This window comes from Polaribacter haliotis (assembly GCF_014784055.1).
Taxonomy (GTDB): Bacteria; Bacteroidota; Bacteroidia; order Flavobacteriales; family Flavobacteriaceae; genus Polaribacter; species Polaribacter haliotis.
This window is the reverse complement of the sequence record NZ_CP061813.1, coordinates 2,507,329-2,521,985: the sequence shown is the minus strand read 5'-3', so window position 1 is coordinate 2,521,985 and position 14,657 is coordinate 2,507,329. Positions and strand designations below refer to the sequence as shown.

The window sequence follows — 14,657 nt, the reverse complement described above, 5'->3', positions numbered from 1 at the left end:
ATGAAAAAATATAGTTTTTTATTAATCGTTATTTTATTAGCTTTTAATAGCTGTAAAGAAGAATTAGATTGTTGTGTAAATCCACCTTCTGTAAATTTAAAATTTACACATAATTGGGATGGAGTTCCAATAACGAATCAAGATTTTAATGAGCTAAAATTCACAAACGAAAATGGAGAAAAACTAAGTATCGAAAGATTGCGTTATTTAATTTCTAACATAAATTTAATTGGCTCTAAAAACAATCTTTTAGTAGATGTTGGCGAAAATTCTGGAACAGAAATTAGTATTTCAGATATAGAAAATGGCACTTACGATCTTTCTTTTCGTTTTGGTTTTTCTGATGAAGATAATAAAGATGGTACTTATCAATTTTTGAATTCTGTGAGTTTCGATGTTCCTGCAATGTTGGGTGGAGGTTATCATTTTATGCAGTTTGATGGAAAATATATAGACAATAACAACCAAGAAACTGGTTTTAATTACCACACAATTAGAGCAGTTGACAGAACAAATCCTGCAGATTTAAAATTCGAAGACACTTCTTTTGAAGTAAACCTTGGGAAAGTGGAAATTAAAAACAACACCGAAATTGAAATTAAAGTAAACATTGCAGAATGGTTTAAAAACCCAAATATTTGGAATTTAAATGAATTAAACACCAATTTAATGGGCAATTTCGAAGCTCAAAAAATGATGAGAGCAAATGGGAAATCGGTTTTTTCTTTGGGGAAGGTTCGTCAATAAATAAATTAAATGTCACCTTGAGCGCAGTCGAAAGGTCTCTAAAAAATGAAAACAAAATCTATTTTTCTTCTCTCTTTTTTATTTTTGATGAATTGCGCATCAAAAGAAGAAGAAATTTATACACCTGTTCCTTATAATTTAGAAATTCCTACATTATTTGCAGATAAATTAATTGCACCAATAATTCCTACAAACAACCCATTAACTGAAGAAGGTGTTGCATTAGGAAAGAAATTATTTTTCGATAAATCGCTTTCTGGCGACAATTCTCAATCTTGTGCAACTTGCCACAATCCTAAAAAAGCATTTACAGACGAAACACGTTTTAGTGATGGAATAGATGGAAATTTCGGCACCAGAAACTCCATGCCATTATTTAATTTAGCATGGAATTTCAATGAGAAATTTACTTGGGATGGAAAAGATTTCAGTTTAGAAAAACAAGCATTTGAACCTGTTTCAAACCCGATTGAAATGCATTCGAATTGGAAAAAAGTGGTAGAGAAATTGCAAGGAAATTCAACATATCCAGATTTGTTTTTGCGAGCATTTGGAACTTCAACAATCGATTCTGTTTTAGTAACAAAAGCAATCGCACAATTCGAAAGAACGCTAATTTCAGCAAACTCCAAATTCGATAAATTCCTTTTAGGAAAAGCAACTTTAACTGCAGAAGAACAAAACGGATTTAATGTTTTTATGGACGAAGCAAAAGGAGACTGTTTTCATTGTCATGGAAGTAACAACAATCCGCTTTGGACAGATAACCAATTTCATAACAATGGTTTAGATGCAACTTTTACAGATTTAGGTTTGGGAAAAGTTACTGGCGACCCAAATGATAATGGAAAATTTAAATCGCCATCCCTTAGAAATCTAAAATTTACTGCTCCCTTTATGCATGATGGACGGTTTGCAACTTTAGAAGAAGTTATCAATCATTATTCCGAAGGTTTACAAAGATCATCAACTATAGATCCTTTAATGAAAAAAATAAATGATGGTGGTGTAAATTTATCAACCAAAGAGAAAGCCGATTTAAAAGCCTTTCTACTATCACTTTCCGACGAAGAATTTGTTAACAATTCTTCATTCAACAAATAATCAATAAAACCAATTGCTACATTACGTTTCATAATGAAAGTTCTGTGGTTTTCTGCGACTTATATTGTATATTTGCACCCAATTTAGATTTAATCTATTTAAAATTATGATAAAAGTTTCAGATACAGCAAAAAAGAAAGTCATTGAACTTATGACGGACGATGGTTTTGACGCTACAACAGATTTTGTGAGAGTTGGTGTTAAAAGTGGTGGTTGTTCGGGCTTGTCTTACGATTTAACTTTCGATAACAAAAAAGCAGAAAACGATAAAGTTTTTGAAGAAAATGACGTAAAAATCATTGTCGACAAAAAAAGCTTTTTATATTTAGTTGGAACCACATTAGAATATTCTGGTGGTTTAAACGGAAAAGGATTTGTTTTTAACAACCCAAATGCCAACAGAACTTGTGGTTGTGGAGAGTCATTTTCACTTTAAAATTTAGAAAAAAAGATGTCAAAATATACAGAAGAGCAATTAGAAGAAGAATTAAAAACCCAAGAATATAAATACGGTTTTTATACAGATATAGAAAGTGATACTTTTCCTGTAGGGTTAAGTGAAGATGTTGTTCGCGCAATTTCTAAAAAGAAAAACGAGCCAGAATGGATGACTGAATGGCGTTTGGAAGCTTACAGAGTTTGGGAACAAATGGAAGAGCCAGATTGGGCAAATGTGAATTATGAGAAACCAAAATTTAATGACATTGCTTACTATTCTGCACCAAAAAAGAAGCCTAAATTAAATTCTTTAGACGAGGTTGATCCAGAATTATTGGACACTTTTAAGCGTTTAGGAATTTCTTTAGACGAACAAAAAAAATTAGCTAATGTTGCTGTAGATATTGTAATGGATTCTGTTTCTGTTGCAACAACTTTCAAGAAAACATTAGGTGAAAAAGGTATTATTTTTATGCCAATTTCAGAAGCAATTCAAGAACATCCAGAATTGGTTCGTAAATATTTAGGAACTGTTGTGCCAACTACAGATAACTTTTATGCAGCATTAAATTCGGCAGTTTTTTCTGATGGATCTTTCTGTTACATTCCAAAAGGCGTAAGATGTCCAATGGAATTATCTACATATTTTAGAATTAACGAAGGTGGAACTGGACAGTTTGAAAGAACTTTAGTAGTTGCAGATAAAGGTAGTTATGTTTCTTATTTAGAAGGTTGTACAGCACCAAGTAGAGACGAAAATCAATTACACGCAGCTGTTGTAGAATTAATTGCAATGGACGATGCAGAAATTAAATATTCTACTGTACAAAACTGGTATCCTGGAAATAAAGAAGGAAAAGGTGGCGTTTATAACTTCGTTACCAAAAGAGGTTTGTGCGAAAACAATGCAAAAATTTCTTGGACACAGGTTGAAACTGGTTCTGCAGTAACCTGGAAATATCCTTCTTGTATTTTAAAAGGGAACAATTCTGTGGGTGAATTTTATTCGATTGCAGTTACAAACAACTTTCAGCAAGCAGATACTGGAACCAAAATGATTCATTTAGGGAAAAACACAAGATCTACCATTATTTCTAAAGGTATTTCTGCAGGTAATTCTCAAAATTCATACAGAGGTTTAGTTCAGATTAATTCGAGAGCAGAAAATGCACGTAATTTCTCTCAATGTGATTCTCTTTTAATGGGAAATGCTTGTGGTGCACATACGTTTCCATATATTGAAGTAAAAAATAAGACAGCACAAATAGAACACGAAGCAACTACAAGTAAAATTGGTGAAGACCAACTTTTCTATTGTAACCAACGTGGAATTGATACTGAAAAAGCAATCGCTTTAATCGTAAACGGTTTTAGTAAAGAAGTATTAAATAAATTACCAATGGAATTTGCTGTGGAAGCTCAAAAATTATTGGAAATTTCTTTAGAAGGTTCTGTAGGATAAAATTCAATCAAAATGAAAAAAATACTTTTCTTATTCCTTGCAATTAGCGTTGTAAGCTGTAAAAAATCAGAAAAAAAGGTCGAAGAAGTTTCGAAACCAAAAGTAAAATTACATCAATTAGTTGGTGGTTCTATTTTTGTAAAAAAGTTAGAAGTTTTTTCTCAAGACACAACGTATACTGGACAAACAAAGCAGTTTACAGATGCATATTACGTAATTGAACATCCAAAAGGAAACTTAATGTGGGATGCAGGTTTGCCAGAACAATTAGTTATGCCAGAACCTTTTGATGAACCAAGTGGCGTTTTTAGAATTCAAAGACCAGATTCATTGGCGAATCAATTAAAAACGATTGGTTTTAAAATTGATGATTTTAAGTATTTTGCCATGTCTCATTCACATTTCGATCATACAGGTCATGCAAATTACATGAAAGATGCAACTTGGATTGTTCAAGAAAATGAATACAATTCAGTTTTAGGAGATACTTTAAAAACTAAAAATCCTGCAGTTGCTGAATTAAAGAATGTAAAAAAAATAAATGGAGATTATGATGTTTTCGGAGATGGAACTGTTGTTATAAAATACATGCCAGGACATACAGTTGGGCACCAAGTTTTATATGTTGATTTAGGTTTAGAAAAGCCTATTTTATTAACAGGAGATTTGTATCATTTCGAAGAAAACAGAATAAATAAAGGAGTTCCTTCATTTAATTATGATGCAAAACAAACTTTAGAAAGTATGGACAAGTTTGAAGATTTTGCAAAAGAAAAAAATGCAGAAGTAATTATTCAGCATTCTCCAGAAGATTTCAAAAAATTAGAAAAAATATTATCAAAAAAATAAACGCAAAAAGCGATGTTAAAAATAGAGAATTTACAAGCGAGTATAGACGATAAATCTATCTTAAAAGGATTAAATTTAGAAGTAAAAGCTGGAGAGGTTCATGCAATTATGGGACCAAATGGTGCTGGAAAAAGTACTTTGGCAAACATTATTGCTGGTAAAGAAGAGTACGAAGTTACTGCTGGTAGCATAGAGTTAAATGGTGAAGATATTAGCGAACTTGCTCCTGAAGAAAGAGCACACAATGGTGTTTTCTTATCTTTTCAATATCCTGTAGAAATTCCTGGAGTTTCTGTAACCAACTTTATAAAAACTGCCATTAACGAAACTCGTAAAGCAAAAGGTTTAGAAGACATGCCTGCAAAAGACATGTTAAAAATGATTCGTGAGAAATCTGAATTATTAGAAATAGACCGTAAATTCTTATCGAGATCTTTAAACGAAGGTTTTTCAGGAGGAGAAAAGAAACGTAACGAAATCTTTCAAATGGCTATGTTAGAGCCAAAATTAGCCATCTTAGATGAAACTGATTCAGGTTTAGATATAGATGCTTTAAGAATCGTTGCAAATGGAGTTAACAAATTAAAATCGAAAGATAATGCAGTAATTGTAATTACGCATTACCAACGTTTATTAGATTATATCGTTCCAGATTTTGTTCACGTTTTACATGATGGAAAAATTGTAAAAACAGGTGATGCTTCTTTAGCTTTAGAGTTAGAAGCAAAAGGATATGATTGGATTAAGAAAGAGTTAGTTTAAAAAATTGTTTCTATTGTTTAAAGTTTCAGGTTTTGGCTACTATTAGAAGATTCGAAGATTTAGAAATATGGCAACTCGCGAGAAAATTGTCTCAAGAAGTTATTTCTATCTCTAAAAACACAGAGTTAAAAAATGATTATCGCTTTAAAGATCAAATAAAAGCTTCATCAGGCTCTGTTATGGACAATATTGCTGAAGGTTTTGAAAGAGATGGAAATTTAGAGTTTAGACAATATTTATCAATAGCAAAAGGTTCTGCAGGAGAAACACGTTCTCAATCATACAGACTTTTTGATTCAGAATATATTTCTGAAGAACAATTAAAACAATTAATTACTGAGTGTGAAAGCTTGAGTAGAAAAATAGCAAATTTTATCGGCTATTTAAATAAAAAGGATTTTAAAGGAAATAAGTTTAAGTAAGCAACAACTTGAAACAAAAGAAACTTTAAACCTGAAACTTATAGAAAAATGGAATTAAAAGATAAATTAATATCATCATACGTAGCATTTGAAAATCGTGTAGACACCAATTCGGATATTCACGAGATTCGTTCAGAAGCGCTTCAAAATTTTGAAAATTTAGGTTTCCCAACAAGAAAATTGGAAGCTTGGAAATACACTTCTTTAAACTCAGTTTTAAAGCAAGATTATAGCTTATTTCCTCATAAAGAAAATGCAATTGAGTTAGCACACGTAAAAAAATACTTTATTCATGATATAGATTCGTATAAAATCGTTTTTATTGATGGAAAATACAGCTCATTTTTATCAGAAACTACTCACGATAAAATTGATGTTTGCTTAATGTCATCTGCATTAACAAAACCAAAATACAAAGCTGTTATTGATAATTATTTCAATAAAATTGCAAAACAAGACAATTTAACCTCTTTAAATACTGCATTTGCAAACGAAGGTGCTTACATAAATATTCCAAAAAATACAGAGGTTGAAAAGCCAATTCAAATTATAAACTTTACTACAGGTTCTGAAGCTGCAACCATGTTACAACCAAGAAACTTAATTGTTGTAGAACAGAATGCGCACGTTCAAATTATAGAACGTCACCAAAGTTTAACTTCTAACCCAGTTTTAACAAATGCTGTAACAGAAGTTTTTGCAGCAAAAGATGCAACTGTAGATATTTATAAGATTCAGAATGACGATTTAAAAGCATCTTTGGTAGACAATGCTTATATCGAACAAAAATCGAATAGTATCGTTTCTGTACATACTTTTTCTTTCGGAGGAAACATCACTAGAAATAATTTAAACTTTTATCAAAGAGGAGAACATATCGATTCTATCTTAAAAGGAATTACAATTATTGAAGGAAAACAACATGTAGATCATCATACTTTAGTACATCATATAGAGCCAAATTGTGAGTCTCACCAAGATTATAAAGGAATTTTTGATGAACGTTCTACAGGTGTTTTCAATGGTAAGGTAATTGTTGAAAAAGAAGCTCAGAAAACGAATGCATATCAGCAAAACAACAATGTTTTAATTAGCGATAGAGCAACTATAAACGCAAAACCTCAACTAGAAATTTTTGCAGATGATGTAAAATGTTCTCACGGTTGTACAATTGGTCAATTAGATGATGATGCTTTATTTTACATGCAACAACGTGGAATTCCAAAAAAAGAAGGAAAAGCATTATTAATGTATGCTTTTGCAAATACTGTGTTAGAAAGTGTTAAAATACCAGAAGTAAAACAACGAATTACTAAATTAATAGCCAAAAAATTAGGCGTTAATATGGGTTTTGATTTGTAAGTAATACAGTCCACATTTGTTCTAAACAAGTTAATGTCAGTTATATAGTTTTTTTAAGTTTGTAATAAATTAACTAACTTTATAAAAAATCAACATCATGAACAAAAGTATTAAAACAGTATTATTAGTAGCAGGGCTTATTTTATTAGGTTATGGAATTTACACTATGATTCAGCCAGAAGCACAAGTTTCAATTGGTGATTTAGACCTTGTAAAAGCACAAGATAATACCAACTCTTACATTACAATTGCCTTGGGAATTGTAACTGTAGCCATAGGTTTAATTGGCGGAAAGAAGTAAACAAACAATTAAATTATTATAAACCACTTAATCTTAACTATAAGATTGAGTGGTTTTTTTGTTTCAAAATTATTTGGGTATTCCCTTTTTGTATTTGCACAAATTATAAGTATCTTTTTATGAATTTACTAAAAGTAGGTTCAAAGTAAAAAGAGCTCCAACAATGCCTCGATTCTTAATGCGAAAGAAACTACTTTACGCTTTCAACAACACCTTTTAAAAACTCATTCTGATCCGCATTTTTTGTCAAACTCAAACGAACAATTACCAACTCTTCATCAGGTAAAATATATACGTTTTGGCCTTGATAACCACTTGCGAAAAACATTTTTTTAGAAACATCTGGATATCTTCCTGAAGAATTTAACCAAAATTGTGCTCCATACCAACCATCGGAAGTTGGTGTAGGTGCTACAACATAATCTGTCCAAAATTCATTAAAAAGTTGCGTTCCATTCCAATTTCCACGATGTAAATACAATAAACCAAATTTTGCCCAATCTCTTGCAGTTGCCCAAGCATAAGAAGAACCTACGTAATTTCCATCCAAATCGGCTTCAACAGTCATGGAGTTCATGCCAATTTTGTCTATTAAGTTTGTGTACCAAAAATCTAAATACTCTTGATGTGTTTTAAACTGACTTCTTAAAATTCCTGAAAGCAAATTAGTCGTTCCAGAGGAATAATTCCAACTTTCGTTAGGTTTTCCTTCTAATTGCTTTTTTTCTTGCTCTTTGGTCATGTTTCGCTCTAAAAAAAGCATTCTTGTCGCATCTGAAATCTCTTCGTAGTTTTCATCCCAAACCAAACCAGAATTCATTTGTAATAAATTATGGATGGTTATGTTTTTTCTATCATCATTTTGCCAACTTTTAATTGGAGCTTTGTCTTGCACGTTTAATTTTCCTTGAGATTGCAAAATTCCAAAAATGGTAGAAGTAATACTTTTCGTCATAGACCAACCTAATAATTTTGAGGTCTTATCAAATCCATCTGCATAACGTTCTGCAATAATCTGATTTTTATAAATTACAACTCCTGCTCTTGTTTGATTTTTTTCTTCAAACAAAAAATCAATTGCTTTTTCTAATTTTTGATAATCTACATTCGTAAAAACTGTGTCTTTTTGTGGAGCATTTCCATAAGGAAAAGGGGTTTTATTATCAGGTTTTAATCTTTTAGGAACTAAATATGGCGTTGTTTCATCACTTTCATCCAAGGTTAAAACTGCTCCTAAACCTTCTCTGTAAATCGCTTTTCTAGTTAATAAACCAAATGCAGAAGAAGTAGCTATTTTCTTTTCTGTATCAACTCTATCGGTTGCTAAATTTACGGGTGAAAAATTATTATCTGTTGAATCTGTCAATTGTAAAGTTCTTTTCCCAAGAAAAACAGAAGAAGCTGTGTTTTTTGCTGAATAACCAGATAACATATTCAATTTCGGATAGTTATAAATAACAGCAATTAGTATAAAAACAGCTAATAAAAGTAATATTCTCTTGAAAATTTTCATCAATACAAATTTTAGTAATGTAAAAATAAGAAAATCATATCGACTTTCTTACAACTTTAAAATTCCATCCTTTATCTTTGTACTTTAAAATGATTTGTATGATAAATGTTGATAAAATAAGAGCAGATTTCCCCATTCTTAAAAGAGAAATAAACGGAAAACCTTTGGTGTATTTCGATAATGCAGCGACTTCACAAACGCCACAAGTTGTTATTGATGCCATTGTAGATTATTATAGCAATTACAATGCAAATATTCACAGAGGCGTGCATACTTTAAGCCAGGAAGCAACTGATAAATATGAAGAAGCGCGTATTAAAATTCAGCATCATTTTAATGCAAAACATGCCTATGAAATTATTTTAACCTCTGGTACAACTGATTCTATAAACAGAGTTGCATCTGGTTTTGCATCACTTTTAAATAAAGGTGATGAAATTATCGTTTCTGCCTTAGAACATCATTCTAATATTGTTCCTTGGCAAATGTTATGTGAAAAAACTGGTGCTATTTTAAAGGTAATTCCAATGTTAGAAGATGGTTCTTTGGACATGAAAGCTTATCATAATTTAGTAAACGAAAAGACAAAATTAGTTTTTTGTAATCATGTTTCAAACGCTTTAGGAACTGTAAATCCTATTGAAGAAATTATAGAAACTGCACACAAATTTGGTGCTGCTGTTTTAATTGATGGAGCACAAGCAACTCCACACATAAAACCAGATGTACAAGCTTTAAATGTTGATTTCTATGTGGCTTCTGCACATAAATTGTGTGGCCCAACAGGCGTTGGAATGTTGTATGGAAAACAAGAGTGGTTAGAGAAATTACCTCCATATCAAGGTGGAGGAGAAATGATAGATACTGTTACTTTCGAAAAAACTACATATGCAGGTTTGCCTCATAAATTTGAAGCTGGAACTCCAAACATTTGTGGAGGAATCGCTTTTGGTACTGCAATAGATTATATGAATGCTGTTGGTTTTGATAACATTGCTTCTTACGAAGACGAATTATTAAAATACGGAACCAAAGAATTATTAAAAATCGAAGGTTTAAAAATTTACGGAACAACTTCAGAAAAAACGGCGGTTATTTCTTTTAACGTTGGCGAAATTCATCCATATGATATTGGTGTAATTTTAGATAAATTAGGTGTTGCTGTAAGAACAGGACACCATTGTGCACAACCAATTATGGATTTCTATAAAATTCCTGGAACAGTAAGAGCTTCTTTCTCTTTTTACAACACAAAAGAGGAAATAGACATCATGATTACTGCTTTAAAAAGAGCAGTTGCAATGCTTTCTTAAAATTAATTACTTATAATAAACAAAAAAGGTTGAGAATTAATTCTCAACCTTTTTCTATATATAATTATTTTTAGACTATCTCAATGCTGGAGAATAGTTTGTAGGATAATCGTCTGCTTTCGCTAAACCATCTGTTGCTAATGTAAAGTTAGAACCAAACTTAGCATCTATTGCAGCTAACATTTTATTAGCCATTAGTGCATAACCTCTTCCTGTTAAATGGATACCATCTAAACTAACTAAACCACCTGTAACCAAACCAGTTGTCATTATATAGCTATCGAACTTAATTCCGTTAGCAGCTTCTCTTAAAATAGCATTTAAATCTATTAATGCTATATTATTGTTAGAGTTTACAAGGTTTGTAATTGTTGTATTATAAGCTTCTGTAGCAGTTTTTATAGCTAGTTGCTCTTCTGGCGTTAAAACCCAATTGTCTGCCAAAGCAACACCAACTCCATTTACACTAGCTGGGTTTCCTGGATCTGCTAAAGTTCCTATAAAAGACGAGCTTGGCAATACTAACAAATCTTCTGGAGTTGTTTGTCTTAATTGTTTTAAAGCGGCAAAAGCAGGATTAATAGCTCCTAAATCTGTTAAGTCTTCATCTACAATTACAACTGCATTTTGACCTGCCGCAAAAGAAATTGTTCTTTTCGCTATTTCTGCATCTGCAGCTGCTTGGGTCATAGCTCCACCAGCTACTAATGCTCCAAAAGCTTGTTTAATTCCTCCATTATAAGCTGCATAAGCACCATTAACAGCAGTTGCTGTTGCTTCATTCATTGGTACTGGGTTGTAAGGAACAGTTGTAAAGAAAGGTAATAGACTAATATCTGGTACTGTAGCAATTACTCCTTTTGCGCCTCCAGCAGTTAAAGCAGAAACCATTCCATTAAAGACTTGGTTAAAAACTAATGGACTTGTTATGTCATTTGGTCCATAACTTGCAGCATCTGGATTGTTTTTCTGATCTACACCAGAACCACCAGAAGTAGCAAAACCTAAAACATCATTTCCACCAACTTCACTTAAAGTAAAAAATGTTGGTTGTTGTGCTAAAGCATCTCCCAAAACAGTTGCTCCAGCACTAGAAGCCATTCTTCCAAAATATGGGTTTAATGTTCCATATCCAGCAAAAGTTAAATGAAAACTTTTTGCTCCTGGAATTCCATAATTCTTAAAAGAAGAACCGTCTGCACGTGATGTTAAGCTGGTAGTTGGGATTGCATCTAATCTTACAGGTGTACTAGTAACAGGGTTAAATACCAACCTTGGTGGTTGTACAACAGTACTTCCCAAAACAAAACCTCCAGTATTATCGCCCATTAAAGGTTGATTAAAATCTCCTCCACCAGCTGCTTTAAATTTTGTTGCTAAAATATTTGGAAATGAATTTTCTTGCGCGTTTTTAAACAAAGCTCCGTCTGTAAAACCTGCTGTAAAAGAAGCTCCTACAGCTACGTATTTAGAAAAGTCTAAACCATTTGTACTTAAAGTTACTTCTGGTTTAACTTCTTCTAAAATTGGATCAAAATCTGTATTCTCTTCACAAGACATAACGCCTAAAGACAAAAGAAATAGTGCTATATATTTATAATTTTTCATAAAATATCTTATTTTTATTAGTTATTAATTGTCCAAGAAAGGTAGTATTGTGAACCTATTGCACCAACTCCTGGCGCACTTAAATACTCTTGTCCTGTTAAGTTTGCCCCACCTATTTTAAATATAGATTTTATAGATGGTAAAGCATAGTTAATTTGTGCATCTAATACTAATCTGTCTCCTATCATCGCGTCTACGAATGTAGATTCCCATAAAAATTCGTCTTGCCATCTTGCGTTAAAATTAAATCCAAAATTTTTAAATAAATTAGTATGACCAAATTGTAATTTTACTTTGTGTTCTGGTGTATTAAAGCCAGCTTCAAAACCAGGATCTGATGCTTGGTCAAAATCAAATTTTGCATAGGTATAATTTAAACCTAAGTCAAATCCATTTAAAATTTTAGTATTTAATCCTAAAGTTGCTCCGTAAGAATTAATATCTGCATTTGTGTTTGTATAAACTTGTGCTACTTTAAGTGTATTATCTGTTCCACGTACTAAAACATTCTTATTTGCAATAAAGTCTTCATATAGATTATAATATACACTTAAATCTACGGTAATTCTAGATTCTTCTCCTGTATTTACCAAGCCTCTATAACCTACTTCAAAAGCAGTAACCTTTTCTGGTTTTACTAAATCTACATCTGCTGCTACAGCACCACCACTTTCTATTGTAAAAGAGTTTTCATAAGCATCTCTAATACTTATAGATTGAGTGCCTCCATTACTATCTAAGTATTGAACACTTTTATCTAAATTATCTGGAGCAGAACCTACCAAAATAGCATTACCAACATCTAAACCAATGTATTGATCTTGTGTCGTTGGATTTCTAAAACCTGTTTGAAAAGAAGCTCTAAAATTTTGATTTTTATTTTCACCAGCAGCATAAGCTAAAGAAACTCTTGGAGAAAAATTACCATCAAAATTTTGTGCTTTGTCATAACGTAAAGATGTTGTAACTTTTAAACGATCTTCTTCTAAAAAGTTTTTTTGTACTTGCGTATATACACCATACTCATCATAATCAATAGGACCATCTGCATCTGTAAATATATTACCAAAAGAGTTTAAAGAATACCTTCTGTAAGACCCACCAACTTGCACTTCTGCAAAATCAATTATATCTTGAAAATTATAATTTATATCAGAATGATATAATTTGGTTTGATCTCTAAATTTTGCTCCAGTTAATAAGTCAGGATCTGATGTAACCTTATCTAAAGCCTGTTCAAAAGCAGGTGTACCGGGTATTAAACGATTTCTATCTGCAAAGGCTCTAGCGGCTATATGATTAGATGCCTGTACTCCTGGAACCGCACCAAGATAAGCTCCAGCGTATTCTGTAAACCAGTTTTGGTCTGAACTCCAAGCTCTATTTACATTTAAAGCCGCAAATAATGTATTGTAAGAATCTCCAGCATCTTCGCTAGTAACATATCCTCTAACAAAAAAGTTTTTAGCTTTTACCTCTAATTTGTGTTGTTGTAAGAAAAAGTTTTTAATACTATATTTTTGTCCACCCAAATATTGTGTAGTTCCTGTTCCTATTTTAGAGTTCCAGATTATTTCTAATCGATCATCTCCAAAGGGTCTATAGTTAAGAGATCCTCCAAACTTAACGCTTTCTACTCCATAATCCATTAAATCTCTTTCGTTATAACCTGTTCTACTTACCCTTCCAATTGCAGGACCTAAATTTGTTGCAGCAACATCTCCATAAACATTTACACCATTGTAATCGTTTACAGTATTTCTATCTCCAGCAGATAAAACAGCTCCCCTAACTCCTGCAGTTGTGTTTCTATAATCTGTTGCAAACCAATCTGTACCATTTAATACAGAAAGTGTTGCTTTTGCAGCAAACTTATTAGAAAAAGCATAAGCCATTCTAATGTTAAAATCAGTAAATTCATTGTTTCCCCCTGCATTTTGGCTTGTAATACCTCCTTTTAAAGAAACACTTATTCCTTGGTCATTAAAAGGACTTCTACTTGTCATAAACATAATTCCGTTAAATGCATTTGCACCATATAAGGCAGAAGATGCTCCAGGAAGTAATTCTACTGTATTTACGTCTAATTCCGACATTCCTAATAAGTTACCAATCGCAAAGTTAAGAGCAGGAGAAGAATTGTCCATACCATCCACTAACTGCATAAAACGTGTATTCGCGAATGTTGCAAAACCTCTAGTATTTACAGATTTAAAGGTTAAACTGTTTGTGTTAACATCTACACCTTTTAAATTTTCTAAACCATCATAAAAAGATGGAGCAGATGTGTTTTTAATTGCTCTAGCATCCATTCTTTCCACGGTTACTGGAGACTCCATAATACGTTCTGGAGTTCTTGATGCAGAAATAACAATTTCGTCTAAAGAGGTTTCGTTTTCTGTTAAAGTAACATCTACCTTTTGGTTGTTTTTAGTAATTTCAACTTCCTCCGTTTTAAAACCAATCATCGAAATTTCGATGGTAAAAGGTGGTTTGTCTGAAACTTTTAACACGAATTCTCCATCGAAATCTGTAGTTGTACCTACAGCTTTTCTAGAAATTTTAATGTTTGCTCCAGGAAGTAAGTCTCCTGTGAGTGCATCTTTAACTGTCCCTGTTACAGTGGTTTGAGCAACCATAACAGTACTGCTGAATGCAATACATACAAGTAGTAAAATCTTTTTTATCATAATTTGAATTAATTTGTTAACAGTTATGCAAAATACAATTTTTTTTGAATTATTAATTATTTGACCTATTATTTTATGTTTTTAAT

The 14,657-nt window shown here is 31.9% G+C and carries 13 protein-coding genes; 10 read left to right on the top strand and 3 right to left on the bottom strand.

Annotated features, from left to right (window positions below; all coding sequences use genetic code 11):
• From H9I45_RS10870 to H9I45_RS10830, 9 genes are all read left to right on the top strand, one after another.
• Nucleotides 1-747 carry an MbnP family protein gene (locus H9I45_RS10870; protein ID WP_088352541.1) on the top strand — a complete coding sequence of 249 codons (747 nt, stop codon included), beginning with the start codon at nt 1-3 and terminating at the stop codon, nt 745-747.
• A 45-nt stretch (nt 748-792) separates the two neighbouring features.
• Complete coding sequence (locus H9I45_RS10865) at nt 793-1,851, top strand: cytochrome-c peroxidase (RefSeq protein WP_176397512.1); 1,059 nt, start codon at nt 793-795, stop codon at nt 1,849-1,851.
• Between the two features lie 106 nt (nt 1,852-1,957).
• The gene (locus H9I45_RS10860; RefSeq protein WP_088352539.1) at nt 1,958-2,287 is read left to right on the top strand and encodes a HesB/IscA family protein; all 330 of its coding nucleotides are present in this window, start codon (nt 1,958-1,960) and stop codon (nt 2,285-2,287) included.
• Between the two features lie 15 nt (nt 2,288-2,302).
• Nucleotides 2,303-3,751, top strand: coding sequence for a Fe-S cluster assembly protein SufB (sufB, locus tag H9I45_RS10855; RefSeq protein ID WP_088352538.1), 1,449 nt, complete (start codon nt 2,303-2,305; stop codon nt 3,749-3,751).
• Between the two features lie 12 nt (nt 3,752-3,763).
• On the top strand, nt 3,764-4,600 hold the full coding sequence (locus H9I45_RS10850) for an N-acyl homoserine lactonase family protein (protein ID WP_088352537.1): 837 nt from the start codon (nt 3,764-3,766) through the stop codon (nt 4,598-4,600).
• A 12-nt stretch (nt 4,601-4,612) separates the two neighbouring features.
• On the top strand, nt 4,613-5,362 hold the full coding sequence (gene sufC, locus H9I45_RS10845; protein ID WP_088352535.1) for a Fe-S cluster assembly ATPase SufC: 750 nt from the start codon (nt 4,613-4,615) through the stop codon (nt 5,360-5,362).
• A 32-nt stretch (nt 5,363-5,394) separates the two neighbouring features.
• The gene (locus H9I45_RS10840; protein WP_088352534.1) at nt 5,395-5,784 is read left to right on the top strand and encodes a four helix bundle protein; all 390 of its coding nucleotides are present in this window, start codon (nt 5,395-5,397) and stop codon (nt 5,782-5,784) included.
• A gap of 48 nt (nt 5,785-5,832) precedes the next feature.
• Nucleotides 5,833-7,146 (top strand): Fe-S cluster assembly protein SufD, encoded by a 1,314-nt coding sequence (gene sufD / locus H9I45_RS10835; RefSeq protein ID WP_088352532.1) that lies wholly within the window; start codon nt 5,833-5,835, stop codon nt 7,144-7,146.
• A gap of 97 nt (nt 7,147-7,243) precedes the next feature.
• Nucleotides 7,244-7,447: a hypothetical protein gene (locus H9I45_RS10830; protein WP_088352531.1), complete on the top strand. Its 204-nt coding sequence runs from the start codon at nt 7,244-7,246 to the stop codon at nt 7,445-7,447.
• A gap of 190 nt (nt 7,448-7,637) precedes the next feature.
• On the opposite strand, the gene H9I45_RS10825 is transcribed toward H9I45_RS10830, so the two are convergent.
• Nucleotides 7,638-8,960, bottom strand: coding sequence for a serine hydrolase domain-containing protein (locus H9I45_RS10825; protein ID WP_088352529.1), 1,323 nt, complete (start codon nt 8,958-8,960; stop codon nt 7,638-7,640).
• A 98-nt stretch (nt 8,961-9,058) separates the two neighbouring features.
• Here H9I45_RS10825 and H9I45_RS10820 point away from each other — a divergent pair, with 98 nt between their 5' ends.
• The gene (locus H9I45_RS10820) at nt 9,059-10,273 is read left to right on the top strand and encodes an aminotransferase class V-fold PLP-dependent enzyme (protein ID WP_088352528.1); all 1,215 of its coding nucleotides are present in this window, start codon (nt 9,059-9,061) and stop codon (nt 10,271-10,273) included.
• A gap of 75 nt (nt 10,274-10,348) precedes the next feature.
• Here H9I45_RS10820 and H9I45_RS10815 read toward each other — a convergent pair whose 3' ends face one another.
• Both H9I45_RS10815 and H9I45_RS10810 read right to left on the bottom strand, forming a co-directional pair.
• Nucleotides 10,349-11,881: an SGNH/GDSL hydrolase family protein gene (locus H9I45_RS10815; protein ID WP_088352527.1), complete on the bottom strand. Its 1,533-nt coding sequence runs from the start codon at nt 11,879-11,881 to the stop codon at nt 10,349-10,351.
• Nucleotides 11,882-11,898: 17 nt separating this feature from the next.
• Complete coding sequence (locus tag H9I45_RS10810; RefSeq protein ID WP_088352525.1) at nt 11,899-14,571, bottom strand: TonB-dependent receptor; 2,673 nt, start codon at nt 14,569-14,571, stop codon at nt 11,899-11,901.
• Nucleotides 14,572-14,657 lie beyond the last annotated feature (86 nt).